General features: G+C 69.7%; 25 protein-coding genes. 13 read left to right on the forward strand and 12 right to left on the reverse strand.

What is annotated here, in order from left to right:
• Positions 1-67: 67 nt before the first annotated feature.
• From EOD42_RS21340 to EOD42_RS21355, 4 genes are read right to left on the reverse strand one after another with little or no spacing between them, the layout of a single operon-like run.
• Positions 68-478 carry a VOC family protein gene (locus EOD42_RS21340; RefSeq protein WP_127789620.1) on the reverse strand — a complete coding sequence of 137 codons (411 nt, stop codon included), beginning with the start codon at positions 476-478 and terminating at the stop codon, positions 68-70.
• Positions 475-972, reverse strand: coding sequence for an SRPBCC family protein (locus tag EOD42_RS21345; protein WP_127789621.1), 498 nt, complete (start codon positions 970-972; stop codon positions 475-477). Before EOD42_RS21345 ends, EOD42_RS21340 begins: the two co-directional genes overlap by 4 nt.
• Positions 969-1409, reverse strand: a complete 441-nt coding sequence (locus EOD42_RS21350) for an SRPBCC family protein (RefSeq protein ID WP_127789622.1) — start codon at positions 1407-1409, stop codon at positions 969-971. Before EOD42_RS21350 ends, EOD42_RS21345 begins: the two co-directional genes overlap by 4 nt.
• Entirely contained in the window at positions 1406-1738 is a 333-nt protein-coding gene (locus tag EOD42_RS21355; protein WP_127789623.1) for an ArsR/SmtB family transcription factor, read from the reverse strand. The genes EOD42_RS21350 and EOD42_RS21355 overlap by 4 nt, the downstream gene beginning before the upstream one ends.
• Before the next feature lie 141 nt (positions 1739-1879).
• On the opposite strand from EOD42_RS21355, the gene EOD42_RS21360 reads away from it, so the two are divergent.
• On the forward strand, positions 1880-3451 hold the full coding sequence (locus EOD42_RS21360) for an ABC transporter substrate-binding protein (RefSeq protein WP_127789624.1): 1572 nt from the start codon (positions 1880-1882) through the stop codon (positions 3449-3451).
• Positions 3452-3568: 117 nt separating this feature from the next.
• Complete coding sequence (locus EOD42_RS21365) at positions 3569-4549, forward strand: tripartite tricarboxylate transporter substrate binding protein (RefSeq protein ID WP_127789625.1); 981 nt, start codon at positions 3569-3571, stop codon at positions 4547-4549.
• 266 nt (positions 4550-4815) lie between these two features.
• Here the strand turns inward: EOD42_RS21365 and EOD42_RS21370 are convergent, their stop codons facing one another.
• Positions 4816-6387, reverse strand: a complete 1572-nt coding sequence (locus EOD42_RS21370) for an ABC transporter substrate-binding protein (protein WP_127789626.1) — start codon at positions 6385-6387, stop codon at positions 4816-4818.
• A 138-nt stretch (positions 6388-6525) separates the two neighbouring features.
• On the reverse strand, positions 6526-7362 hold the full coding sequence (locus tag EOD42_RS21375) for a universal stress protein (protein WP_164868062.1): 837 nt from the start codon (positions 7360-7362) through the stop codon (positions 6526-6528).
• A gap of 135 nt (positions 7363-7497) precedes the next feature.
• Between EOD42_RS21375 and EOD42_RS21380 the strand changes: the two genes are divergently transcribed.
• Positions 7498-8463, forward strand: coding sequence for a patatin-like phospholipase family protein (locus EOD42_RS21380; protein ID WP_206020432.1), 966 nt, complete (start codon positions 7498-7500; stop codon positions 8461-8463).
• Here the strand turns inward: EOD42_RS21380 and EOD42_RS21385 are convergent.
• The gene (locus EOD42_RS21385; protein WP_127789628.1) at positions 8417-9331 is read right to left on the reverse strand and encodes a LysR family transcriptional regulator; all 915 of its coding nucleotides are present in this window, start codon (positions 9329-9331) and stop codon (positions 8417-8419) included. The two genes, EOD42_RS21380 and EOD42_RS21385, sit on opposite strands and share 47 nt — an antisense overlap.
• A 165-nt stretch (positions 9332-9496) precedes the next feature.
• Here EOD42_RS21385 and EOD42_RS21390 point away from each other — a divergent pair, with 165 nt between their 5' ends.
• From EOD42_RS21390 to EOD42_RS21400, 3 genes are read left to right on the forward strand one after another with little or no spacing between them, the layout of a single operon-like run.
• On the forward strand, positions 9497-10720 hold the full coding sequence (locus EOD42_RS21390) for an ABC transporter substrate-binding protein (RefSeq protein WP_127789629.1): 1224 nt from the start codon (positions 9497-9499) through the stop codon (positions 10718-10720).
• Positions 10721-10733: 13 nt separating this feature from the next.
• On the forward strand, positions 10734-12347 hold the full coding sequence (locus EOD42_RS21395) for a flavin-containing monooxygenase (RefSeq protein ID WP_127789630.1): 1614 nt from the start codon (positions 10734-10736) through the stop codon (positions 12345-12347).
• Entirely contained in the window at positions 12344-13264 is a 921-nt protein-coding gene (locus tag EOD42_RS21400; protein ID WP_127789631.1) for an alpha/beta hydrolase, read from the forward strand. The genes EOD42_RS21395 and EOD42_RS21400 overlap by 4 nt, the downstream gene beginning before the upstream one ends.
• Here EOD42_RS21400 and EOD42_RS21405 read toward each other — a convergent pair.
• Genes EOD42_RS21405 through EOD42_RS21415 form a run of 3 tightly spaced genes read right to left on the reverse strand, consistent with a single transcriptional unit; the run spans position 13261 to position 15058 of the window.
• Positions 13261-13551: a hypothetical protein gene (locus EOD42_RS21405; protein WP_127789632.1), complete on the reverse strand. Its 291-nt coding sequence runs from the start codon at positions 13549-13551 to the stop codon at positions 13261-13263. The two genes, EOD42_RS21400 and EOD42_RS21405, sit on opposite strands and share 4 nt — an antisense overlap.
• 31 nt (positions 13552-13582) lie before the next feature.
• The gene (locus EOD42_RS21410; protein ID WP_127789633.1) at positions 13583-14344 is read right to left on the reverse strand and encodes a creatininase family protein; all 762 of its coding nucleotides are present in this window, start codon (positions 14342-14344) and stop codon (positions 13583-13585) included.
• 42 nt (positions 14345-14386) lie between these two features.
• Positions 14387-15058 (reverse strand): OmpW/AlkL family protein, encoded by a 672-nt coding sequence (locus tag EOD42_RS21415; RefSeq protein ID WP_240655245.1) that lies wholly within the window; start codon positions 15056-15058, stop codon positions 14387-14389.
• 204 nt (positions 15059-15262) lie between these two features.
• Here EOD42_RS21415 and EOD42_RS21420 point away from each other — a divergent pair, with 204 nt between their 5' ends.
• From EOD42_RS21420 to mepA, 7 genes are all read left to right on the forward strand, one after another.
• Positions 15263-15850, forward strand: a complete 588-nt coding sequence (locus EOD42_RS21420) for an anthranilate synthase component II (RefSeq protein WP_127789635.1) — start codon at positions 15263-15265, stop codon at positions 15848-15850.
• Positions 15847-16863 (forward strand): anthranilate phosphoribosyltransferase, encoded by a 1017-nt coding sequence (trpD, locus tag EOD42_RS21425; RefSeq protein WP_127789636.1) that lies wholly within the window; start codon positions 15847-15849, stop codon positions 16861-16863. Before EOD42_RS21420 ends, trpD begins: the two co-directional genes overlap by 4 nt.
• The gene (gene trpC, locus EOD42_RS21430; RefSeq protein ID WP_127789637.1) at positions 16860-17690 is read left to right on the forward strand and encodes an indole-3-glycerol phosphate synthase TrpC; all 831 of its coding nucleotides are present in this window, start codon (positions 16860-16862) and stop codon (positions 17688-17690) included. The genes trpD and trpC overlap by 4 nt, the downstream gene beginning before the upstream one ends.
• Entirely contained in the window at positions 17687-18160 is a 474-nt protein-coding gene (gene moaC, locus EOD42_RS21435) for a cyclic pyranopterin monophosphate synthase MoaC (RefSeq protein WP_127789638.1), read from the forward strand. Before trpC ends, moaC begins: the two co-directional genes overlap by 4 nt.
• The gene (locus tag EOD42_RS21440; RefSeq protein ID WP_127789639.1) at positions 18157-19353 is read left to right on the forward strand and encodes a molybdopterin molybdotransferase MoeA; all 1197 of its coding nucleotides are present in this window, start codon (positions 18157-18159) and stop codon (positions 19351-19353) included. The genes moaC and EOD42_RS21440 overlap by 4 nt, the downstream gene beginning before the upstream one ends.
• 86 nt (positions 19354-19439) lie before the next feature.
• Positions 19440-20138 carry a transcriptional repressor LexA gene (gene lexA, locus EOD42_RS21445; RefSeq protein WP_127789640.1) on the forward strand — a complete coding sequence of 233 codons (699 nt, stop codon included), beginning with the start codon at positions 19440-19442 and terminating at the stop codon, positions 20136-20138.
• Positions 20138-20971 carry a penicillin-insensitive murein endopeptidase gene (gene mepA / locus EOD42_RS21450; protein WP_127789641.1) on the forward strand — a complete coding sequence of 278 codons (834 nt, stop codon included), beginning with the start codon at positions 20138-20140 and terminating at the stop codon, positions 20969-20971. Before lexA ends, mepA begins: the two co-directional genes overlap by 1 nt.
• 143 nt (positions 20972-21114) lie before the next feature.
• Here the strand turns inward: mepA and EOD42_RS21455 are convergent, their stop codons facing one another.
• Positions 21115-22830 carry an N-acyl-D-amino-acid deacylase family protein gene (locus EOD42_RS21455; protein ID WP_127789642.1) on the reverse strand — a complete coding sequence of 572 codons (1716 nt, stop codon included), beginning with the start codon at positions 22828-22830 and terminating at the stop codon, positions 21115-21117.
• 14 nt (positions 22831-22844) lie between these two features.
• Entirely contained in the window at positions 22845-23816 is a 972-nt protein-coding gene (locus EOD42_RS21460) for a Bug family tripartite tricarboxylate transporter substrate binding protein (protein ID WP_127789643.1), read from the reverse strand.

Here is a 23816-nt window from a genome sequence, read left to right on the forward strand (position 1 = left end):
CCCCCCCCCCCCCCCCCCCCCCCCCCCCCCCCCCCCCCCCCCCCCCCCCCCCCCCCCCCCCCCCCCCTCACCCTTGCCCCGGAAGCTGCGCATTGAACATCCAGCTATGCCCGTACTTGTCGATCACGCTGGCGAAGCGCGCGCCCCAGAACTGGTCGGACGGCGGCATGGTGCCGGTCATGCCGGCCCCGGTCGCGCGCGCGAAATACTCGTCCACCTCCGCCGGCGCCTTCAGCTGCACCACCATCGCCACCTGGGTGGGATCATTGGTCGCGGGCCGGCCGTTGTGCTCGGGAAAGGCGTCCATCATGAAGATGTGGCCGCTGCCCACCGTCAGGCAGGCGTGGATGATGCGCGGGTCGGTCTCGCTGCAGGGCATGCGCGAATTCTCGCTCGCACCCAGCGCCGCCTTGTAGTGCTCGATCGCGCCGGCGCAGTCGGTCAGAGTCAGATAAGGGATGATCGGCTGGTCCATCATGGGTTTTCCTCCAGGAATGTGGCGAGCTTGGCGAAGGTGGAGTTCCAGCCCATCTGCATCATCGGCAGGGACTGGGCGAAGATGCCGCGCTCCAGCGCGGTGGCGTTCACCGGGGTACACTCCATCACGACCTGCGTGCCGTCCGGCTGCTCGGTCAGTTCGATGAAGCTTTCGATCTCCAGCGGCCAGTTCTCGTTCATCGGGTTGCGCTCGATGGCACCCGCGGGGTCCGAGAAGGCGCCGATGAAATCCATCCGGCGGGGCATGTCGATCTTCTCGAAGCGCCAGCGCCCCCACAGCGCGACCTCGGCGCTGCCGACCGGCGCCAGGCCGAAATGGAACAGCCCGCCCTCCTTCGCCTCGATCTCGCAATGGGCCAGGTGAAGGCCGCTGGGCGCCCACCAGTGGCGCAACTCATCGGCATTGGTCCAGGCGCGCCAGACGCGCACCGGCACGGTGGAAAACAGGCGCTCGAGGCGGAAAGTGTCGTTCATGCGTCGTCTCCTTCGGGAAACAACGCCTGAAGGCGCTCGAAGGATTGCGTCCACCCGCTTGTGTGATTGCCCGTGGTCTCGGCATTCGCGAAACCGTCATGGACGAGGGTGACTTCCGTGCCCCCGGACCAGGGACGGAAATCGACCGCCACATGGGAAACGCGGTCGGGCATGCTGTGCCAGGCCCAGGTGAAGGCCAGGCGCGTCTCGGGCGTCACCTCCCGGTATTCGCCGCCGATGCGGTGACGGTCGCCGTTGTTCTCCAGCATGTCCACGGCGAAGCGCCCGCCGGGGCGCAGGTCGATCTCGGCGGCGGTCGCCTGCACACGGTGCGGGCCGAACCACTGCATCAGCAGCGCTGGGTCGGTGAAGGCCTGCCAGACGTGCGGCATGGGCGCGCGGATGCGGCGTACCAAGGTGAAGCCGTGGCCGTTCATGGCTTGGCCTCCAGCAAGGCCGCCAGGCGGTCCAGCCCCTCGGTCCAGAAGGTTTCGTAGTCGGTCAGCCAGTCACGGACGGCGCGCAGGGGGGCTGGGCGCAGGTGGCACAGCACCCGCCTGCCCTGCTTTTCGCGGCTCACCAGCCCGGCGCCCTCCAGGACATCCAGGTGGCGCGTGACGGCCGGCATGGAGATAGGCAGCGGCCCTGCCAGCTCACCCACCGTCAAGCCATCCTGGGCTGCCAGCCGCGCCAGCAGCGCGCGGCGCTTCGGATCCGACAGCGCGGCGAAGATGCCATCCAGAGGGTTGGTCTGTTCGTTAATCATTACATTAAATAATGCACTACCATGAGTTTCGCGCAAGCCTGGAATTCCCAGCGCGGCAGGGTTGCAGTCCGGTAATATTGCGGCGCGGCATGGGGCGACGTAGAAAGCACATCACTGGACCGTGCTTTAAGGATTCCCGGCATGAAACGACGTCAATTCCTGGCCGCGATGGGTGCGGCACCTTTGGCCGGCCCCGCTCGCGCCGCCGAGGGGCGGGTCCTGCGTTTCGTGCCGCAGGCCAATCTCAGCTCCATCGACCCGATCTGGACCACCGCCAATGTCAGCCGCAACCACGGCTACATGGTGTATGACACCCTCTACGGCTCTGACCGCCAGTACAACCCGCACCCGCAGCTGGCCGCCGGCCACACGGTCGAGGATGACGGCAGGCGCTGGACCATCACCCTGCGCGAGGGCATCCGCTTCCACGACAATGAGCCGATCCGCGCCCGCGACGCGGTGGCCAGCATCAACCGCTGGGGCCGGCGCAGCGCCTTCGGCCAGAAGCTGCTGGCCGCCACGGCCGAGCTCTCGGCGCTCGACGATCGCCGCCTGCAGTTCCGGCTGAACAAGCCCTTCCCGCTGCTGGCCCATGCGCTGGCCTTCGCGGGCCAGCCCGCGTCGATCATGCCCGAGCGCGTGGCCCAGACCGACCCCTTCCGCCAGATCACGGACACCACGGGCTCCGGCCCTTTCCGTTTCCTGCGCGACGAATACAACAGCGGCGCCTTCGCGGCCTATGCCCGCTTCGAGGGCTACAAGCCCGTCGAGACCGGCACGCCCAGCCTGACCGCCGGCCCCAAGGTGGCCCATTTCGACCGCATCGAGTGGCGCATCATCACCGATGGCTCGACCTCCTCCGCCGCGCTGCAGGCCGGTGAGATCGACTGGTTCGAGATGCCGGAATACGAGCTGCTGGAACTGTTCAAACGCAACCGCAACATCTCGGTCGAGGTGCTGGACAGCGGCGGCAACAACGGCTTCCTGCGGCTGAACCACCTGCACGCGCCCTTCGACAACAAGGCGATCCGCCAGGCCATCCTGTGGGCGGTGGAACAGTCCGACTACATGTCCGCCAATGCCGGCCCCGACCGCGCCAACTGGCGCGACGACACCGGCGTGTTCACCCCCGGCTCCCCCTACGCCACCGATGTGGGGCTGGAGCCGCTGCGCGGCCCGCGCGACATCGAGAAGGCCAAGCGCCTGCTGCGCGAGGCCGGCTACGCCAACCAGCCCGTGCGCGTGCTGGGCACCACCGACATCCCGGCCGTGACCGCCTGGAGCCAGGTGGCGGCCGACATGTTCCGCAAGCTGGGCATGAACCTCGATTTCGCGGTTTCCGACTGGGGCACCGTGCTGCAGCGCCGCGCGAGCCAGGAGCCGCCGGAACGCGGCGGCTGGTCGGTCACGACCTCGGGCTTCTCCAGCTATGACTTCGCCTCCCCCGCCACCCACCCGCTGATCCGCGGCAACGGGCGCGAGGGCTGGTTCGGCTGGCCCACCATCCCGAAGCTGGAGGAGCTGCGCGACGCCTGGTTCGACGCCCCGGACGAGACCACGCGCAAGGCCATCGCGACCGACATCCAGCGCACGGTGATGGAGGAAGTCGCCTATATCCCGACCGGCACCTACTATTTCCGCACCGCGCTGCGGAAGAACCTGACCGGGCGGGTCGAGGGCCTGCCGATCTTCTGGAACATCCGCCGGGCCTGAATTGCCCCGGGGACGGGCAGCTTCCGTCCCCGCCCGTTGATTTCACGCGGCCGGCGGCATTCCCGCCGGCCGCCGCCGCCCCTAGGCTGCCAGGAAATTTGCCTGGAGAAGTTAGCTATGAGGCGTTCGCTTTGTGCCGCGCTGGCGCTGTCCGCCCTGACACTGGCCCTGCCGGCCGCGGCCCAGAGGCCCTTCCCCGAGCCCGGCCGCCCGCTGACCGTCATCGTTCCCTACCCGCCCGGCGGCGGCAGCGACGTGACCGCCCGCGCCCTGGCGCCCGAGCTGGAGCGCACGCTGGGCGTGCCGGTGGTGGTGGTGAACCGCGCCGGCGCCAGCTCCCAGATCGGCATGGCGGAGCTAGCGCGCTCCCGCCCCGATGGCTACACCATCGCCTATGGCCTGTGGCCCACCACCTTCACCCTGTATCTGGACCCGTCGCGCCACGCGCCCTTCACGCGGCAGAGCTTCGCGCCGCTGGCCATGCATGTAATCGACCCCGGCACCATCCTGGTCCCGGCCAACAGCCCGATCCGCAGCTTCGCCGAGCTGGTGGCGGCCGCCCGCGCGCGGCCCGGCGCCGTCTCCATGGCTGATCCCGGGCCGCTGGGCTGGGAGCACATCTCCTCGGTCCAGCTGCAGCGCATGCTGAACATCGAGTTCAACCAGATCCACTACCAGGGCGGCGGCCCTGCCGCGACGGCTGCGATCGGCGGCCAGGTGGATGCGGTGATGACCAGCCTGAGCACCGCCCGCACCCAGAGCCGCGCGGGCACGCTGCGCGTGCTGGCCACGCTGACCGACCGCCCGAGCGCCGAGCTGCCGGGCGTGCCCACCCTGACCTCGCTCGGCACGGCGCTGACGGCGGGCTCCGCGCGCGGCTTCGTGGCCGCGGCCGGCACGCCGGAACCCATCATGCGCCGCCTGGCAGAGGCGCTGGAGGCCGCGATCAACAGCCCCGCGCACCGTGAGGCGCTGGCGCGGCTGGGGCTGGAAGCGACCTTCATGGGCCCCGCCGAATTCGATGCCTACTGGACGCGTGAGGAGAACGCGATGCGCCCGGTGATCGAGGAGATCGTGAAGCAGGGGCAGAATAACTGAGGTTGTACTGCGGGGCTTTGCCCCGAACCCCAGCAAGGGGCACCGCCCCTTGCATCCCCGCCAGGACCGTAGCGGCCCTGGACCCCAGGGAGTTGGCACCCAACACTGATAATTTATTGTTTATTAAAATAAAATTGGCGCCCAACCTGTGAAGGTGGGGCGCCAAACTCTTATCAGGTCCAGGAGATATTATCCCCTGGCGGGGGCGTTCGAGGGGGCAGAGCGCCGCTCGATGGCGGGCTCCCGGGGGCAACGCCCCCGCTCCTTCACCCCTTGCGCAAGTTGGTAAACACCGGCGCCCCGTTCAAAATCCCGGTGATGTTCCGCCGATACGCGATCGGCTGCTTGAACAGCCCGAGCGGAATATAGGGCACGACCTCCGCGGCCTTGGCCGCGATGCGGGCGCCGATCGCGGCCTGCTGGCTGGGGTCCGCCATCAGCCACTCCGTGCGCAACCCTTCCAGCTCCGGGCTGTCGGGCCAGCCGGTGGCGCCGCGCGCGCCGTTGGCGCGCAGGAAGGTGTGCATGGCCGGCAGCGCCTGGTCCATGCCCGACCAGTAGGTGCAGTAGCAGCTCCAGCCCCCCTGCTCGACCGGGTTGCGGCTGTTGATGCGCGCCACCACGCTGCCCCAGTCGGTGCTGATGTAGTCCACGTTCATGCCGATCTGGGTCAGCACGTCGCGCATCACCTCGCAGATCGCGTTGATGCGCGGCACGTCGGAGCCCACCAGCAGCACCACCTTCTCGCCCTTGTAGCCGGCATCGGCCAGCGCCTGGCGCATCGCGGGCAGGCGTGCGGCATCGGCGGCGCCGAAGCCGGGCTTGTCGGCGATGGGGGAGCCGGGCGGGAAGAAGCCCACCTCTGCCTGCCAGTAGTCGGGCCGCGCGCTGGCCACCGCCGTCATGCAGGTGGCCTGGTTCACCGCGCCCAGCACCACGCGGCGGATGGCCGGGTTGTTGAAGGGCGCATGCAGGTGATTGAAGCGGAAGGTGCCGACCATGCCGGTCCTGTCCTTGATCTCCACCGCGATGTTGCGGTTGCGCTGCAGGGTGGGCAGCAGGTCGATCAGGGGCTGCTCCACCCAATCCGCGTCGCCGGTCTGCAGGGCGGCGATGGCCGTGCCCGGGTCGGTGATGACGTTGAACACCACGCGGTCCACATTCGGCGTGCGGGGGCCGGCCGTATAGCTCGGCGTACCGTCGGCGCGCGGCACATAGCCGGTGTGGCGCTCATAGACCACGCGCGCGCCGGGCACGCGCTCACTGGCCACGAACTTGAAGGGGCCGCTGCCCACCACCTCGGTCTGCTGGCGGAACGCGTCATGCGTGGCCAGGCGCTCGGGCATGATGGCGGGCACCAGGGAGGACGCGCGGCCCAGCGCCATGGGCAGCAGCGGGAACTTGCGCTTCAGGCGGAACTGGATGGTCTTGTCGTCGGGTGCGCTGAGCTCGTTCGTCGCGTCCATCAGCACCTGGCCGAAGGCATCGCGCAGCCCCCAGCGCCTGAGGCTGGCCACGCAATCGCGCGCCAGTACCGGCGTGCCGTCATGGAACTGCAGCCCCTCGCGCAGCGTCAGCTTCCAGGTCAGCCCGTCATCCTCGACGGTATGGCCGGCCAGCATCTGGTAGTGCGGCTGCAGGTTCTCATCCATGCCCCACAGCGTGTCGAAACAGGCCAGGGCGTGGGTGCGGGTGGTGTAGGCGGTGGAGAAGACGGGATCCACCACCGCCACATCGGCATAGGGGATGAAGTTCAGCACCCGGCTGCCCTGCGCCTGCGCAAGGCGGGGGGCGGCAACCACGGCAGCACTCGCGGCCAACATGTCACGGCGACGCATCGCAAATCTCCCGGCAAGGATGAGGCGGGAAGATTGCTGCACCGCCGCAACGTCCTGAACGGGTGGCGATGCCGCGTTTTCATGCCGTGATGCGCATTCCGCGCAAAAGCGGGGCAGGCCCTGCCCCGCATCGCCGCATCAATGCGCGATCAGCACCGGCAGGGGCGCGTCGGTCAGCACCTGCTGGGTGAAGCCGCCGAACAGGGTCTCCCGCGTCACGCTGTGGCCATAGCCGCCCATGACGAGCAACCCGGCCCCCATGTCGGCGCAGGCGGCCAGCAGCACCTCGACCGGCTTCTCGCCGCCCTGCGGCACCCGGCGCAGCGCGACATAGGGGTTGTGGCGACGCAGCCCGGCCAGCAGGCGTTGCTGCGAATCATCGAAGGCATCGCCGGCCGTCTCATCCCCGGCGCAGAGCACCATCACCTCCGTCGCGCGCTCGATGAAGGGCAGCGCCGCCGCCACCGCGCGCGCCGCCTCGGGCGAATCGTTCCAGGCGATGGCGACGCGCCCGAAGCCCGGGTCGAGTGGCGCCTCGGGCACCAGCAGCAGCGGGCGGCCGGCACCCAGCAGCACCTCCTGCAACAGGCCGATCGCGGCTTCCTCACCGTCGCGGCTGCGGCCGGTCACCACCAGGTCCGAGGTGCGGCCATGGGCCGCGAGCCAGGTGGCCTCCATGCCCAACCGCAGCTGGAAATCGGCATCCGGCTTCTCCCGCGCGCTGAACTCCTCATAGGCCGCGCGGGCCAGCGCCTCGGTCCTGGCGCCGCTTTCGGTCACGGCTTCGACCAGGGCCGCGGTCGCCACGCCCGACATGTCGCCCGCAGACGCCGCCACCACCGCGTCGGCCGGGTCCTGCCGCACATGCAGGAACTCCAGATGGGCATCGAACAGCCGCGCGACCGTCAGCGCCGCGGCGAAGACCGGCGCATCGCTTTCACGGCCGGTGGCGGGGACGAGGATCTGCTTGAACATCTGACATCCTTTCGGGGTCGTGATCGGCTCGCTTTCCATGAATGGAATATGGGAAGCCCTCGCCCCTGCATCCTTGATCCATGTCACATTTTCATGCCCCTTGATGCGATGCGCCGCCGGGGCGAGGCTGCGGTTATGATCGAGAGCGCAACCGTCACCCCCGCAGGCCGCCCCCTGGTGGGGCTGGCCCTGGGCAGCGGCGCCGCCCGGGGCCTGGCCCATATCGGCGTGCTGCGCGCGCTGGCCGAAGCGCGCATCTGCGTGGATGTCATCGCGGGCACCAGCATCGGCGCGCTGATCGGGGCCACCCATGCCGCCGGCAAGACGGACATGCTGGCCGAGACCTTCGCGGGTTTCGACTGGCGGCGCATCGCGGGCTTCTTCGACGTGGTGCTGCCCCGTTCAGGGCTGCTGGACGGCGCGCGCATCAGCGCCATGGTGCGCGAGCATGTCGCGGCCGAGAGCATCGAGGAACTGCCCCTGCCCTTCGCCGCCGTCGCCGCCGACGTCACGACCGGCGAGGAAGTGGTGATCCGCAACGGCGACGTGATCGAGGCCGTGCGCGCCAGCATCTCCGTCCCCGGCATCCTGACGCCGGTGCGGCAGCAGGACCGCTTCCTGGTGGATGGCGGCATCGTGAACCCGGTGCCGGTCTCGGTCGCCCGCGCCCTGGGGGCGGAATACGTGATCGCGGTGGACTTGAACCACGGCGTCACCTCACGCAGCCTGGTGGCCCGGCGCCCGAAGAAACCCAAGCCCGCCCCTGCCCTGCCGCAATGGGCCCAGGGGGTCACTCAGGGCATTACCCAGGGCATGCAGGACCTGACGGCCAAGCTACTGCCGCAGGACACCCCCGCGAAACGCCGCCCCAAGGCCGCCCCGATGCCGAGCATCTTCGAGGTGCTGCTGGGCTCCATCAACATCATGGAGACACGGATCACCGAGGGGCGGCTCGCGATCGACCGCCCCGAGCTGCTGATCCGCCCCTCCCTCGGCCATATCCGCTTCATGGATTTCGACCGGGCGGAGGAAGCGATCGGGATCGGCTATCGCGCTACGGTCGAGACGCTGAAGGCGTTTCCCGAGGTTCCGCGGGTCTAGCCAGTTCCCAGCACAGCATGGGCGCGCGGCGCGCGACCTCTCGCCGGCGCACCAGATAGAAGCGCACGGCGCCGTCGCGCATCGGCATGGGGCGCGCCACGCGCCCGGTCTGCTGCGCCGCTTCCTCCGTGGTCCAGCCGAACAGCGCGATGGCGTCGCGGGGCCCGAACAGCTCGCCCATGCGGCGGAAATCCAGGATGTCCGGCACGTCGACCAGACGGGCGCCGGCCTCGATCAGCGGGGCGAACAGGCTGTCATGCAGCTCGGGGTTCAGGCCGCGGGTGAAGGCGGCGACACGCCGGCCGCGCAGCATGGCGGGCGCGATCGAAGCCTCAAGCGCCAAGGGGTCATCCGGGTGCAGCATCACGTCCTGGGTGGTCTCGCCCAGCATCAGCGCCTCCAGCCCCGGGGGCGGGGCCACGCCCACCACGAAGGCCAGGTCGATCGCGCCCTGGCGCAGGCGTTCCAGCAGAACCGTGGTCCAGCCGATGTCCAGCTCCACGCTGGTGCCGGGCCAGCGGCGGCGGAACTCCTCGACCAGCGCCAGCTGCTCCGGGATATGAGAGCCATAGGGCAGCGTGCCCAGGCGCAGCCGCGCCGAGCCGCCGCGCAGGGTGGCGGCCTGTTCCTCCACCGCGCGCGCGGCCGCCAGCAGGGGGCGCGCGCTGGCCAGCATGGCCTCGCCTTCCTCCGTCAGCTCCATGCGGCGGGTGCTGCGCAGCAGCAGCGGCACGCCCAGCTGGGCTTCCAGCTGCCGCACGCGGGTGGACAGCCATGGCTGGGCCACCGCCAGCCGCCGCGCGGCACGGGTGAAGGACAGTTCCTCCGCCACCACGGCGAAGTCATGGACCAGGCGTATGTCGAGCATCACCGGCCGTTTCCTCGGGATTTATATCATTTTCGGCAGAATAGCCCGAAACCCGTATTGGACAACAAGCATCCGCAGCCGCTTGCATGGCCTGGCCGAGGCAGGAAAACCCGCCCGGTCTGAATGCGGCCCGCTCGAACGGGACCGCGGTGGGAGCGAGACACGATGCAGACGTTGAAGCGCCGGCACATGCTGGCGGCCGCCGGGGCCATGGCACCCCTCGGCGCCCAGGCCCAGCAACCCGTGATCCGCCTGGGGGTGCTCGGGGATTTCTCGGGCCCCTACCGGCATCTCTCGGGCCCCACCAATGTGGCCTGCGTGCGCCAGGCGGTGGTGGATTCCGGCGTGACGGAACGCGGCATCCAGGTCGAGGTCGTGCAGGCCGACCACCTGCAGCGCGCCGATACCGGCGCGGCCATCACCCGCGAATGGTTCGACCGCGGCGGCGTGGACGTGATCCTGGAGGTGAACAACTCCTCCATCGCACTCGCCGTGAACGGCATCGTGCGGGAGAAGGACAAGGTCCACCTGAACACGGGCGCGGCCAGCACGGAGCTGACGGGGGCCGCCTGCAGCCCCAACACCATCCACTGGACCTATGACACCTACATGGCCGCGCGTTCCTCTGGCGTGGCGACCGTCCAGGCCGGGGGCGACAGCTTCTTCTTTATCACGGCCGACATGGCCTTCGGCCACCAGATGGAGCGCGACCTGTCCCGCTTCATCGAGGATGGCGGCGGGCGCGTGGCGGGGCGGGTGCGCTACCCCTTCCCCGGCACCTCGGATTTCTCGGCCTTCCTGCTGCAGGCCCAGGCCAGCCGGGCGAAGGTGGTGGCCTTCCTCAATGCCGGGGCGGACCTGATCAACTGCGTGAAGCAGGCCAATGAATTCGGCATCAACCGGCGCGGGCAGAAGCTGCTGGGCATCATCAGCTTCGTGAACGACATCCATTCCCTGGGGCTGCAGACGGCGCAGGGCTTCCTGCTGACCGAGTGCTTCTACTGGGACATGAACGACCGCACCCGCGCCTTCACCCGCCGCGTGCTGCCCCGCACGCCCGAGAACTATCCGAACCAGTGCCAGGCCGGGGCCTATTCCGCCGCGCTGCACTACCTGAAGGCCGTGGCCGAGGTGGGTGCCGCGCGCGCCAAGGCCTCGGGCCGGGAGATGGTGGAGCTGATGAAGCGCATGCCCACCGACGACGACGTGTTCGGCCCGGGCCGCATCCGCCCCGACGGGCGCAAGCTGCACGACGTGCATCTGTTCGAGGTGAAGCGCCCCCAGGAATCCACCGGCCCCTGGGATCTGATGAAGCTGGTGCGCACCACCCCCGCCGAGCAGGGCTTCCGGCCCCTGTCCGAGGGCGGGTGCCCGCTCGTGACCGGTTGAGGGAGAACACCCCATGCAGGATGCCGAACACTTCGATGTCGTGATCGTGGGGGCCGGTTTCGCCGGCCTCTATCTGCTGCACCGGCTGCGGGGCCAGGGCATGTCCGCCGTCGCGCTGGAGGCGGCGGACGGCGTGGGCGGCACCTGGTACTGGAACCGCTATCCCGGCGCGCGCTGCGACGTGGAGAGCATGCAGTACTCCTACTCCTTCGACGAGGAGCTGCAGCAGGAATGGCGCTGGTCCGAACGCTTCGCGACCCAGCCCGAGATCCTGCGCTATGCCAACCATGTGGCGGACCGCTTCGACCTGCGCCGCGACATCCGCTTCGGCACGCGCGTGACGGGGGCTGAGTTCGAGCGCGACCGCTGGCTGGTGCGGACCACGGCGGGCCGGTTCATCGGCCGCTTCTGCGTGATGGCCACGGGCTGCCTGTCCAGCACGCGCATGCCCGATTTCCCGGGCCTCGAAAGCTTCCGGGGCAAGACCTATCACACCGGGCAATGGCCGCATGAGGGGGTGGATTTCACCGGCCAGCGCGTGGGGGTGGTGGGCACCGGCTCCTCCGCCATCCAGTCCATTCCCGTCATCGCGGAACAGGCGGCGCATGTGCATGTGTTCCAGCGCACGCCCAATTTCAGCATCCCCGCGCATAACCGCCCGCTGGACGAGGCCTATGAGCGCAGCTGGAAGGATGTCTATGCCGAGCGGCGCCGCAAGGCGCGGATGATGCGCACGGGCATCGACTACCCGGTGAACCAGGCCTCCGCGCTGGAGGTGGAGCCGTCGGAGCGCCAGCGCATCTATGAGGATCGCTGGGCGCTCGGCAGCACCTCCTTCATGGCGGCCTTCGGCGACCTGATCACCGACCAGGCGGCGAACGAGACGGCTGCCGAATTCGTGCGCGGCAAGATCCGGGCCGCGGTGAAGGACCCGGCGGTGGCGGAGCTGCTGTGCCCCGACAACCACCCGATCGGCACCAAGCGCATCTGCGTCGACACCGGCTACTACGAGACCTTCAACCGCGACAACGTGACGCTGGTGAACCTGCGCGGCGCCCCCATCGAGGCCATCACGCCCGAGGGTCTGCGCACCGCCGAGGCTTCCTACGCCTTCGACAGCATCGTCTTCGCCACAGGCTTCGACGCCATGACCGGCACGCTGCTGGCCATGGACATCAGGGGCGAGGGCGGGCTGCGGCTGGAGGATGCCTGGGCCGCCGGCCCCGTCACCTATCTGGGGCTGATGGTCGCGGGCTTCCCCAACCTGTTCACCGTGACGGGGCCCGGCAGCCCCTCGGTGCTCAGCAACATGATCGTGTCCATCGAGCAGCATGTGGACTGGATCACCGACGCGCTGGCCTGGCTGCGCGGGCGCGGCCTGACACGCATGCAGGCCACGGAACAGGCGCAGGACGAATGGGTGCGCCACGCCAATGAGGTCGCGCACCGCACGCTCTATCCGCAGGCCAACAGCTGGTACATGGGGGTGAACATCCCCGGGAAGCCGCAAGTCTTCATGCCCTATATCGGCGGGGTCGGCGCCTATCGGCAGATCTGTGACGAGGTGGCGGCCGAAGGCTATCGCGGCTTCGCGCTGTCGGGCGCCAAGGCGCAGGCCGCCGAATGAGGGCATTGGATGCCGGCTGCCGCCGGGTGCTGGATCTGATCCGCGAGTCCGGACGGCCGCCGCTGGAAAGCCTTTCGCCCCAGGCCGCGCGCGCCGCCTCCGCCGCCTCGCGCCCGCTGCTGCAGCCGGATCCGCCGGAGGTGATGGAAGTGCGCGACCTGGCGGGCCCCGTGCCCATGCGGCTGTATCGCGCGGGGCCGGGCATCCGCCCCTGCCTGCTGTACCTGCACGGCGGCGGCTGGGTGATCGGCGACCTGGACAGCCATGACCAGCTGTGCCGCCACATGGCGCTGCTGCTGGATGCGGTGGTGGTGGCGGTGGATTACCGGCTGGCGCCCGAACACGTCTTTCCCGCAGCGGTCGAGGATGCCGCCCTGGCGCTGCGCTGGGTGTGGGAACAGGCGGAGGCGCTCGGCATCGACGCCACGCGGCTGGCGGTCGGCGGCGACAGCGCCGGCGGCAACCTGGCCGCGGTGCTGTGCCTGATGGCGCGCGAGGGCGGGCTGCCCATGCCGGGCTATCAGCTGCTGCTGTATCCGGTGACGGACCTGGCCGCCGAGAGCGCCGCCTATGCCCGCCACAGCCAGGGCTACCCGCTGACGGCGGCGACGATGCGCTGGTTCATCGGCCACTACACGCCCGAGATCGAGATGCGCCATGACTGGCGTGCCTCACCGCTGCGGGCGCAGACGCTCTCGGGCCTGCCGCCCGCCTTCGTGATGACGGCGGGGCATGACCCGCTGGCCGATGAGGGGATCGCCTATGCCCAGCGGCTGGAGGATGAGGGGGTGTCCGTCATCCACCTGCATGTCTCGGACCAGATGCACGCCTGCCTGACCATGGGCAGGTTCATCCCGGCCTCCGCGCTGGTGCTACGCCAGGCGGCAGATGCCTTGCGGCAGTTCTGGAACCCTTAGCGGTTCCGGAACATCACGATGCGCACGTCCTGCCCGTTGCGGCGGGCCTTGCGCAGCTGCCACCACAGCACGCCGCCCGCGACCAGCGCCGCGCCGAACAGGATGGGCAGAATGACGCTGAGGGCCACGATGGCCAGCGAGGCGAGGGCCAGCAGGCCGGCCAGCCCCACCACGCCCATGGCCACGCGCAGCACCATGGACGCCACCCGGTCCCCGCGCGTCGGCGGGGGTGGGCCGCGGAACTCGCCCTCCGGCGTCATGTCGAGGATACGTGGACGTTCGTTCATGTCGGACATGTCGCCCCGCGCCGGCTCGAATTCAAGACCAGAGGGCGCGGTCGCCCAGAATGTCGGCCAGGCGGGTGGAGATGGCCGCCAGCAGCTTCTCGCCCTTCTCGGCGCTGGCGCGGCGGGCATCCCCTATCACACCGCTCGGCGTGATGGCGCGGAAGCTGCGCTGCATGGCCAGGCCCTTGGGCTGGATGGCCGGGCGGCTGGTTTTGGGGCCATGGGCGTTGGGCAGCTCGGCCTCACGCATCGTGCCGGTCGTGACATGCAGCATCATGCTGGTCTCGGCCTCGCAGGCGTGGTTCAGGCCTTCCTGGTCCTCCAGGATCGGGCCGATCACCTCGGGCGCGATGTACCAGTAGGTGCCGCCCGCGACCTTGAGGCCGGTCTCGACCCCGATCTCGGTCACGGCGACGGCGATGGCGTCGGTGTTGCCGCCATGGGCGTTCAGCAGCATCAGCCGCTTGAAGCCGTGCCGGGCGACGGACCGCGCAATGCCCTTCAGCACCGCCAGGAAGGTGGGCTGGTCGAGCGTGATGGTGCCGCCGAAGGCCATGTGGTGCTCGGCCAGCCCGTGCCACATCACGGGCAGGACGACCACGCGCTCACCGGCCGCGGCCAGCTTCTGCGCGGTGGCCTCCGCCACGGCGCCGCCCAGGAAGGTGTCGGTGCCGGTGGCGAGGTGCGGGCCGTGCTGCTCGATGGAGGCCACGGGGAGAATGACGAGCGCGTCGGCCAGCGCGGCCTCTCGCAGCTCGGGCGCCGTCAGGCGCATCCAGGCGGTTTCGGTCATGCCCCCAGTGGAGCACCGGCCGCCCGGATGCGCCATAGGCCTTCAGAAGCGATAGCGGACCGAGGCGCCGATCACGACCGGGTTCAGGTTGGCGCGCGCATGGATCAGGCCGCTGTTCACCGAGACGCCGGGCTGCATCGTGATGAACTTCACATCCAGGTTCGCCAGCCAGTTCGGCGTGATCTCGTAGTCGACGCCCGCATTCAGCGCGATGCCCGCCGTGGTGCCCACGCGCACGCGGTTCACCGGGGCCGTCATGGCGCCGCCGTAGCCGTAGAAGAAGGTGGTGTTCACGCCCACGCCCACATAGGGGCTGATGCGGCTGGCCGGCAGCGGGTGGTACTGGAAGGTCAGCGTCGGCGGCAGCGCCCACACCCGGCCCAGGTTCACATTGCCCAGCGCGGAGTTGTTCACCCGCAGGTCATGGCGAGAGGTCGCGGCGATCAGGTTCACCGCCAGGTTCGGCGTGAAGAAGTAGCTGACATCCAGCTGCGGCGTGGCGCTGGCGGAGGCATGCGGCCGCCCGCCGATCAGGTCCACCGTGCCGCCGCCATTGGTCGGCACCACGCCGATCGCGCCCAGGCCGATGACGATGTCGCCGGCACGCTTGCCGCGCGGCGCCGCATCCTGCGGCCCGACCTGGGCCATCGCGGCCCCGCCCATCATCATCACGCCGGCCATCGCCAGCCCCGCGGCCTTCAACCCATAAGACATGACCAGTCTCTCCGTTCGGTGCCCTCCGGTGCTGATGCAGCGCCGGTCCGGCTGCATCCTGGCTACGCCTGTGCGGCGCCGCGGACTTTGAGACAGATCAATGAATTGTCAGGCAATATCCGGTGTTGCACTTCGGCAACAGCCGCCTCGGCAGGGCCCTGCGGCTTGACCCGCGCCCCCGGCCGCCGCAAGGATCGGCGCATCATGATCCTGCTCATCGACAACTACGACAGCTTCACCTTCAACCTGGTGCACTTCCTGGGAGACCTGGGGGCGGAGGTGAAGGTCTGGCGTAACGATGCGCTGTCCGTGCAGGACGTCTTCGCGATGCGCCCCGACGCGGTGCTGCTCTCCCCCGGGCCCTGCACGCCGAATGAGGCCGGCATCTGCCTGCCCCTGATCGCGGCCGCCGCAGAGGCGCGCCTGCCCCTGATGGGCGTGTGCCTGGGCCACCAGGCGATCGGGCAGGCGTTCGGCGGCGACGTGATCCGCGCGCCCGAGCCGGTGCACGGCAAGGTGTGGGACATGACCCACGACAACACCGGCCTGTTCGCCGGCATCCCCTCCCCTTTCCGCGCCACGCGCTATCACTCGCTCATCGTCGACCGCGCCACCCTGCCCGATTGCCTGCGGGCCAATGCCTTCACCGATGACGGCCTCATCATGGGGCTGGAACACAAGGAGCTGCCGATCTGGGGCGTGCAGTTCCACCCCGAGAGCATCGCCTCCGAGCACGGGCACGCCATGCTGGGCAATTTCTGCCGCATGGCGGGGGCGAAGATTGACGCATGAGCAACGGTCTTAAGCCTGTTCTCGCCCGGCTGGCGCTGGGCGAGAAGCTCGCGGAGACGGAGGCCGAGGCCGCCTTCTCCATCATCATGGCCGGCGAAGCCACGCCCGCGCAGATCGCGGGCATGCTGATGGCCATGCGCGTCCGCGGGGAAACCGTGGCCGAGATGACGGGCGCCGTGCGGGCCATGCGCGCCCGCATGATCCCGGTCGAGGCGCCGCCGGGGACCATCGACATCGTGGGCACGGGCGGCGATGCCTCCGGCAGCCTGAACATCTCGACCGCGACCTCGCTGGTGGTGGCGGGCGCCGGCGTGCCGGTGGCCAAGCACGGCAACCGCGCGCTTTCCAGCAAATCGGGCGCGGCCGATGCACTGTCGGCGCTGGGTCTCAACATGGATGTGCCGCTGGAGCGCCTGCCGAAGCTGCTGGCCGATATCGGCATGGTGTTCCTGATGGCGCCCCGCCACCACGCGGCCCTGCGCCATGCGGGCGGCGCGCGGGTGGAGCTCGGCACGCGCACCATCTTCAACCTGCTGGGCCCGATGGCCAGCCCCGCGCGGGTGAAGCGCCAGCTGACCGGCGCCTTTTCCGCCGAATGGCTGCGCCCCATGGCAGAGGCGCTGGGCCGGCTCGGCAGCGAACGCGCCTGGCTGGTGCATGGCCAGGGGCTGGACGAGATCGCGTTGTCGGGCCCGAGCCATGTGGTGGAGCTGGACAATGGACGGATCCGCGAATTCACCGTCTCGCCCGCCGATGCCGGGCTGAAGGAAGCGCCCCCCGAGGCCATCAAGGGTGGCGAGCCCGCCGAGAACGCGGCCGCCCTGGTGGCGCTGCTGGACGGCGCGCCCGGTGCCTATCGCGACATCGTGCTGCTGAACTCGGCGGCGGCCCTGATGGTGGCCGGCCGTGTCAACAGCTTGACCGACGGGGCGGCCATGGCCGCCAACAGCATTGATAGCGGGGCCGCCCGCACTGTATTGCACCGGCTTCAGACCGCGACCCAGGCACCATGAACCTTCCCGCACCCCAATTGCAGCTGCCGCCCGAACTGCCGGACACGCTGGCGCGCATCATCGCCGACAAGTACCGCGAGGTGGAGGAGCGCAGCGCAGAGCGCCCGCTCTCCGAGATCGAGCGCGCGGCGGTGAACATGCCGCAGCCCCGCAACTTCGTGGGCGCGCTGTGCGACGCCATGGCCGACGGCCGCACCGGGCTGATCGCCGAGATCAAGCGCAAGTCGCCCTCCGGCGGGCTGATCCGCCCGGATTTCGACCCGGCCGCGATCGCCGCCGCCTATGAGCGCGCCGGCGCCTCCTGCCTCTCGGTGCTGACGGATGAGCCGTGGTTCGGCACCAGCACGGCCGACCTGCAGGCCGCGCGCGCCGCCTGCAAGCTGCCGGTGCTGCGCAAGGACTTCATGATCGACCCCTGGCAGGTGTTCGAGGCCCGCGCCATGGGCGCGGACTGCATCCTGCTGATCATGGCCGTGCTGTCGGACGCGCAGGCGCAGGAAATGACCGAGCTGGCGCGCAGCCTGGACCTTTCGGTGCTGGTCGAGGCGCATGACGAGCGTGAGCTGGAACGCGCGCTGGGCCTCGATACCCGCCTGGTCGGCATCAACAACCGCGACCTGCGCAGCCTCAAGACCGACATCGCGACCACGGAGCGGCTGGTGCCCATGGTGCCTGCCCACAAGGTGCCGGTGGCCGAGAGCGGCCTGCGCGATGCCGGGGATGTGCGCCGCATGGCCATGGCCGGCGCCCATTGCCTGCTGGTGGGTGAGCACCTGCTGCGCGAGCCCGACATCGAGGCCGCGACCCGCGCCTTCCTGAACGGATGAGCGGCTTCACCCATTTCGACGCGGCGGGCCGCGCCGCGATGGTCGATGTCTCCGAGAAGGCCGAGACGGCGCGCGTGGCCGTCGCGCGCGGCCGGGTGGTGATGGCGCCTGAAACCCTGGCCCGCATCCTGGAAGGCCAGATGGGCAAGGGCGACGTGCTGGGCGTGGCGCGCCTGGCCGGCATCATGGGTTCCAAGCGCACCTCGGACCTCATCCCGCTCTGCCACCCGCTGATGCTGTCCAAGGTGACGGTGGATTTCACGCCCGAGCCGCCGGATGCCATCGCCATCGAGGCGCTGGTGAAGGTTTCCGGCAAAACCGGCGTGGAAATGGAGGCGCTGACCGCTGTCACCGTCGCGGCGCTGACCATCTATGACATGTGCAAGGCCATCGACCGCTCCATGCGCATCGAGGATGTGCGGCTGGTGCTGAAGGATGGCGGCAAGTCAGGACGCTACGAGGGCGCATGATCCCAGTTTCCGAGGCACGGTCCCGCATCCTGGCGGGGCTGTCGCCCACCCCGGCCGAGACGGTTCCGCTGGCAGCCGCCAGTGGGCGGGTGCTGGCGCGGCCGGTCAAGGCGCGGCTGACCCAGCCGCCCGCCGCCGTCTCCGCCATGGATGGCTACGCGGTGCGATCGGCCGACGCGACGGACGGCGCCATTCTCGACGTGGTGGGCTCCGCCCCGGCGGGCCATCCCTTCGCGGGGGTGGTGGGCCCCGGCCAGGCGGTGCGCATCTTCACCGGCGGCTTCCTGCCCACCGGCGCCGATTCGATCCTGCTGCAGGAGGACGCGGCGGCCGAGGGCAGCCTCGTCACCGTGCGTGAGACCGTGGCCGAGGGCCGCTGGATCCGCCCGGCCGGCCTCGACTTCACGGCCGGCGAGACGCTGCTGGAGCCCGGCCGGAAGCTGACGGCGCGCGACATCGGGCTGGCGGCTGCGGCCAACCACCCCTGGCTTGCCGTGCATCGCGCCCCGCGCATCGGCATCCTGGCCACGGGCGACGAGATCGCCCTGCCCGGCGAGCCCCTGCCCCCCGGCGGCATCGTCAGTTCCAATGCCCATGCCCTGGCCGCCCTGGTGCGGGCGGCGGGCGGGGAACCCGTTGTCCTGCCCATCGCGCCCGACGACGAGGCCGCGATCATCGCGCTGGCCGCCGATGCGCGCGGCTGCGAGCTGCTGCTGACCACGGGCGGCGCCAGCGTGGGCGACCATGACCTGGTGCAGAAGGCGTTGGGCCCGCAGGGTTTCGCGCTGGATTTCTGGAAGATCGCCATGCGCCCCGGCAAGCCGCTGATCTGGGGCAGGCTGGGCGACACACCGCTGCTGGGCCTGCCGGGCAACCCGGTCTCGGCCATCGTCTGCGCCGTGGTGTTCCTGCTGCCGGCGCTGCGGGTCATGCTGGGCCAGCCCGCCGGCGCCACGCCGACCCATGCGGCCGTGCTGGGCGCGCCGCTGCCCGAGAATGACAAGCGAGAGGATTATATGCGTGCCACGCTCTCGCCCGACGGGCGGGTAGTGACCGCGTTCCGGAAGCAGGATTCGTCCATGCTTAAGACCTTGGCGCGCGCCGAGGCCCTGGTGATGCGCGCGCCCTATGCGCCCGCCCTGCCGGAAGGGGCGGAGGTGCAGATCATCCGACTGGACGAATTGGGTATATAATCTGGGGAAAACCCTTGACCCGACTTCGGGAACCTTTCTAGAACATCGGCACTGATTCCCGATTTGTTCGAGAGGAAGCCCGTCATATGCTGACGCGCAAGCAGCATGAGTTGCTGATGTACATCCACCGGCATCTCAACGAGACCGGCTACTCGCCGTCCTTCGAGGAAATGAAGGAAGCGCTGGACCTGAAGTCCAAGTCCGGCATCCATCGGCTGATCACGGCGCTTGAGGAACGCGGCTTCCTGGTGCGCCGCGCCCACCGCGCCCGCGCGCTGGAAGTGGTGCGCCTGCCGGAGGATCTGGGGCCGCGCCGCAGCGCCGCCCCCGCCAAGGAAGCACCCGCCACCCCGCCCAGCAACGTCGTGCAGCTGCGCCCGGCGCCCGAGCCCAGCAACGACGTGATCGCCCTGCCCCTGTTCGGCCGCATCGCCGCGGGCAGCCCGATCGAGGCCATGCGGGACACCGGCAACCTGGTCGATGTGCCGGCCGCCATGCTGGGCGGCGGTGAGCATTATGCGCTGGAGGTTTCGGGCGATTCCATGATCGAGGCCGGGATCATGGACGGCGACACCGTCATCATCCGCCGCGATGACGTCGCCGAGAACGGCGCCATCGTGGTGGCGCTGGTGGACCAGAACGAGGTGACCCTGAAGCGCCTGTGGCGCAAGGGCGGCTCGGTGGCGCTGGAACCCGCCAACAAGGCCTATGAGACGCGCATCTTCGGGCCCGACCGCGTGCAGGTGCAGGGCAAGCTGGTGGGGCTGCTGCGGCAGTACCATTGATGCGCGCCCTGGCCCTGCTGCTCGGGTTGCTGTCGGCCCCGGCCCTGGCGCAGTCGCCACCGCCCTATTCGGGGCAGGCCTGGGGGCAGTTCAGCCGCCCGAGCGCCGGGCCCACCCATATCATCGGGGGCACGGGTCTCGGCTGCATCGGCGGCGCGGTGGCGCTGCCGAATGACGGGCCGGGCTGGCAGAATGTCCGCGTCTCCCGCAACCGGCACTGGGGCAGCCCGGAGCTGGTGCGTTTCATCGAAAGTTTCGCAGGCCAGGCGCAGCGCCAGGGTTTTCCCGCGCTCTGGATCGGCGACATGGGCCAGCCGCGCGGCGGGCCGATGCCCTATGGCCATGCCAGCCACCAGGTGGGGCTGGATGTGGACATCTGGCTGGAGCTGAACCCCAAGCCCCCTTCCCTGCCCTCGGCGCGCGAGAACATCGACGTGCCCTCCCTCGTGCTGCCGGATGAGAGCGCCGTGGACCCCGCGCGCTTCACCGCCGCCCATGCCGCGCTGATCCGCCTGGCCGCCGGCCAGCCGGGGGTGGACCGCATCTTCGTCAACCACGGCATCAAGCGCAGCCTGTGCCGGATGTTCCCCGGCGCCGACTGGCTTCGGCGCGTGCGCCCCTGGCGCGGGCATGACAGCCACATGCACATCCGCCTGCGCTGCCCGGCCGGGCAGAGCGACTGCCGCGACCAGCCGCCCGTGCCCGCGGGCGACGGCTGCGATGCCAGCCTGGCCTGGTGGTTGAGCGAGGATGCGCGCAGGCCGGCGCCACGCGCGCCGGGGCCGCCGCCGAGGATGCCGGCGATGTGCTCCGGGGTGTTTTCGGGGAGATAGGATTTCTTCTTTTTCTGAAGAAAAAGAAGCAAAAAGACTTTTCGAGTCTGGCGGTCACTGGAGGATAAGGGGCGAGCAATCCCCCAGCGCCACTAACTACTAAAAGTTTTTTGGTTCTTTTTTACAAAAAAGAACGTCTCTTCTTACCTTCCCGCCCTGACCAGCTTCCCCGGCATGGCCCCGGTCCCCTCACCCTTCTCGAACACGGGCATGCCCGACACCATGGTCATGTCATAGCCGTCCACCTTCTGGATCAGGCGGCGCCCGCCTGCCGGCAGGTCATAGACCATATAGGGGTGGTGCAGCCGCAGCCCCTCGAAGTCGATGACGTTCACGTCCGCCTTCTTGCCCGGCTGCAGCCGCCCGCGATCGGTGAAGCCGAAGAAATCCGCCGTCTCGCTGGTCTGGCGCTTGATGGCGAATTCCAGCGGCAGGCGGTCGCGCGGGCGGTCGCGTACCCAGTGGGTCAGCATGAAGCTGTTCAGAGAGGCATCGCAGATCACGCCGCAATGCGCGCCGCCGTCCGACAGGCCCAGCACAGTGTGCGGGTCCGTCACCATCTCATGCACCACGTCCAGGTCGCCATGGACATAGTTGGTCACCGGGAAATACAGCATGCGGCCGCCATCGCCGCCGGTCAGGTAGTCGTAGCAGAACTCCTCCGGCGTCTGGCCCGCCACCTTGGCCATGGCGGCGATGCTGCGCTCCGGCGGGGGCTCATAGTTCGGCGGATCACCCAGCACATACATGCGGTCCCAGCGCGTCGCGATCTGGCGCGACAGGGGCGGCAGCACATCCACCAGGCGCGGCGATGCCTCCTGCCCCAGGATCTCGCGCTTCACAGCCGGGTCGCGCAGGCGGGCCAGCTGCTCGGCCGGCGACAGGTCGGCCAGGGCCGCGAAGCCCTCTCGCAGGGCAAAGGGGTTGAGCGAGGTGGTAAGCCCGAGGATCAGCCCCACCGGCCGCCCGGCCACCTGGGCGGACATCGGCAGCCCACGCGACCGCGCGGCGCGCACCCCGTCCATCAGCCGCCGCCAGCGGTCAGGGTCATAGGAACGGTCGGTCAGCAGGAACCACAGCGGCAGCTTGTTGCGTTCCAGGATGGTGTTCAGCCAGCCGAATTCCGCGGCCTCGTCGTCGAAGTCGCTCAACATGCCGAAGGTGCCGCGCCCGGCGCGCCCCAGCGCGTCGCCGATCGCGATGAGCTCCTCATGCTCCGCGTAGCGGCCGGGCACCAGTTCGCCCGCCAGCGTCTTGTGCTGGTCGGTGCGGGAGGTGGTGAAGCCGAAGGCGCCGGCGCGGATGGCCTCCTCGGTCAGGCGCGCCATCTCGGCCACGTCGGCTGCGGTGGCCATTTCGCGCTGGATCGCGCGCTCACCCATCACGAACACCCGCAGCGGGTGATGCGCCACCTGGGTGCCGACGTCGATGGTGCGCGGCAGGCGCTCCAGCGCGTCCAGATACTCGGGGAAGCTCTGCCAATCCCATTTCAGCCCTTCCGCCAGGGCGATGCCGGGAATGTCCTCCACCCCTTCCATCAGGTCGATCAGCGCCTGGTGGTGGGCGGGGCGCACGGGCGCGAAGCCCACGCCGCAATTGCCCATCAGGATGGTGGTGGCGCCATGCCAGGATGACGGCGCGAGCTGGGAATCCCAGGTCGCCTGGCCATCGTAATGGGTATGGACATCCACCCAGCCCGGCGTCACCAGCCTACCCTCGGCCTTCACGTCGCGCCGGGCGGGGCCGGCCTTGCCGCCGACCGCGGTGATGACGCCATTGTCGATGGCCACATCGCCCACGAAGGCGGGGGCGCCGGTGCCATCCACGATGGTGCCGCCCCTGATCACGGTGTCATGCATTCTTGTTCGCTCCCTCAACCGAGACGGATGTTGCGGCTGCGGATCACCTCGCCCCACAGGGCGCTGTCCGCCGCCTTGTGCCGCGCCAGCACGGCCGCATCCCCCGCGATGGGAATGAAGCCCGCGCCCCGCACGGCTTCCGCCACTTCCGGCCGGTGAAGGTGCGCCAGAGCCAGCCCCTGGACCCGGTCCAGGATGGGCTGCGGCACGCCGGCCGGGGCCATCATGGCCCAGTATGTGGCGGTGACGAAACCCTCGATCCCGGCCTCCCGCATCGTGGGCACATCGGGAAGCAGGGGCGAGCGCTCGGCCGAGGTGACGGCCAGCGGGCGGATCATCCCGGTGTGGACGACGGAGCGCACGAGCGCCGCCTCCATGAAATTCATCGTGACCTCACCGGCCAGCATGCCCTGGGTCGCGGGCGCACCGCCGCGATAGGGCACATGCAGCATCTCCGTGCCGGTGCGGGCCATGAACAGTTCGGTCGCGAGATGGCTGGTGAAGCCGATGCCGGCGGTGGCGAAGCTCAGTTGCCCGGGCCATGCGCGGGCCAGCGCCACCAGCTCCGCCACGCTGCGCGCGGGCACGTCGCGATGGACGCACAGGAAGCTCGGCGCCCCCACCAGCAGCGCGATCGGCGCGAAGGCGGTCTCATTGTCATAGGGCATGGGATAGAGGTGCGGCGCGATGGAATAGGTGCTGTTGCTGGCGATCACCAGCGTGTGCCCGTCGGGCGCGCTGCGGGCGGCGTACTGCATGCCGATGGTGCCGCCCGCGCCGGGGCGCGCATCGATCACGACCGGCTGGCCCAGTTCCTGCGCCATGGTGTTGGCCAGCGGCCGGCCCAACGTGTCACCCGGCCCGCCCGGCGCCACGGGCGTGACGATGGTGACGGGACGGGCGGGCCAGCCCTGGGCCAGGGCCGGAGCCGGAGCCGAAAGCCCGAGCGCCACGGCACCCAGCGCCCGGCGATGCAATACCAGCAT

It is taken from the genome of Rhodovarius crocodyli (genome assembly GCF_004005855.1).
Lineage (GTDB): Bacteria > Pseudomonadota > Alphaproteobacteria > Acetobacterales > Acetobacteraceae > Rhodovarius > Rhodovarius crocodyli.

Excerpts from the sequence above, each read along its gene's own strand:
- EOD42_RS21340 (WP_127789620.1), bottom strand. The coding sequence starts at position 478 with ATGATGGACCAGCCGATCATCCCTTATCTGACTCTGACCGACTGCGCC.
- EOD42_RS21345 (WP_127789621.1), bottom strand. The coding sequence starts at position 972 with ATGAACGACACTTTCCGCCTCGAGCGCCTGTTTTCCACCGTGCCGGTG.
- EOD42_RS21350 (WP_127789622.1), bottom strand. The coding sequence starts at position 1,409 with ATGAACGGCCACGGCTTCACCTTGGTACGCCGCATCCGCGCGCCCATG.
- EOD42_RS21355 (WP_127789623.1), bottom strand. The coding sequence starts at position 1,738 with ATGATTAACGAACAGACCAACCCTCTGGATGGCATCTTCGCCGCGCTG.
- EOD42_RS21360 (WP_127789624.1), top strand. The coding sequence starts at position 1,880 with ATGAAACGACGTCAATTCCTGGCCGCGATGGGTGCGGCACCTTTGGCC.
- EOD42_RS21365 (WP_127789625.1), top strand. The coding sequence starts at position 3,569 with ATGAGGCGTTCGCTTTGTGCCGCGCTGGCGCTGTCCGCCCTGACACTG.
- EOD42_RS21370 (WP_127789626.1), bottom strand. The coding sequence starts at position 6,387 with ATGCGTCGCCGTGACATGTTGGCCGCGAGTGCTGCCGTGGTTGCCGCC.
- EOD42_RS21375 (WP_164868062.1), bottom strand. The coding sequence starts at position 7,362 with ATGTTCAAGCAGATCCTCGTCCCCGCCACCGGCCGTGAAAGCGATGCG.
- EOD42_RS21380 (WP_206020432.1), top strand. The coding sequence starts at position 7,498 with ATGATCGAGAGCGCAACCGTCACCCCCGCAGGCCGCCCCCTGGTGGGG.
- EOD42_RS21385 (WP_127789628.1), bottom strand. The coding sequence starts at position 9,331 with ATGCTCGACATACGCCTGGTCCATGACTTCGCCGTGGTGGCGGAGGAA.
- EOD42_RS21390 (WP_127789629.1), top strand. The coding sequence starts at position 9,497 with ATGCAGACGTTGAAGCGCCGGCACATGCTGGCGGCCGCCGGGGCCATG.
- EOD42_RS21395 (WP_127789630.1), top strand. The coding sequence starts at position 10,734 with ATGCAGGATGCCGAACACTTCGATGTCGTGATCGTGGGGGCCGGTTTC.
- EOD42_RS21400 (WP_127789631.1), top strand. The coding sequence starts at position 12,344 with ATGAGGGCATTGGATGCCGGCTGCCGCCGGGTGCTGGATCTGATCCGC.
- EOD42_RS21405 (WP_127789632.1), bottom strand. The coding sequence starts at position 13,551 with ATGAACGAACGTCCACGTATCCTCGACATGACGCCGGAGGGCGAGTTC.
- EOD42_RS21410 (WP_127789633.1), bottom strand. The coding sequence starts at position 14,344 with ATGACCGAAACCGCCTGGATGCGCCTGACGGCGCCCGAGCTGCGAGAG.
- EOD42_RS21415 (WP_240655245.1), bottom strand. The coding sequence starts at position 15,058 with ATGTCTTATGGGTTGAAGGCCGCGGGGCTGGCGATGGCCGGCGTGATG.
- EOD42_RS21420 (WP_127789635.1), top strand. The coding sequence starts at position 15,263 with ATGATCCTGCTCATCGACAACTACGACAGCTTCACCTTCAACCTGGTG.
- trpD (WP_127789636.1), top strand. The coding sequence starts at position 15,847 with ATGAGCAACGGTCTTAAGCCTGTTCTCGCCCGGCTGGCGCTGGGCGAG.
- trpC (WP_127789637.1), top strand. The coding sequence starts at position 16,860 with ATGAACCTTCCCGCACCCCAATTGCAGCTGCCGCCCGAACTGCCGGAC.
- moaC (WP_127789638.1), top strand. The coding sequence starts at position 17,687 with ATGAGCGGCTTCACCCATTTCGACGCGGCGGGCCGCGCCGCGATGGTC.
- EOD42_RS21440 (WP_127789639.1), top strand. The coding sequence starts at position 18,157 with ATGATCCCAGTTTCCGAGGCACGGTCCCGCATCCTGGCGGGGCTGTCG.
- lexA (WP_127789640.1), top strand. The coding sequence starts at position 19,440 with ATGCTGACGCGCAAGCAGCATGAGTTGCTGATGTACATCCACCGGCAT.
- mepA (WP_127789641.1), top strand. The coding sequence starts at position 20,138 with ATGCGCGCCCTGGCCCTGCTGCTCGGGTTGCTGTCGGCCCCGGCCCTG.
- EOD42_RS21455 (WP_127789642.1), bottom strand. The coding sequence starts at position 22,830 with ATGCATGACACCGTGATCAGGGGCGGCACCATCGTGGATGGCACCGGC.
- EOD42_RS21460 (WP_127789643.1), bottom strand. The coding sequence starts at position 23,816 with ATGCTGGTATTGCATCGCCGGGCGCTGGGTGCCGTGGCGCTCGGGCTT.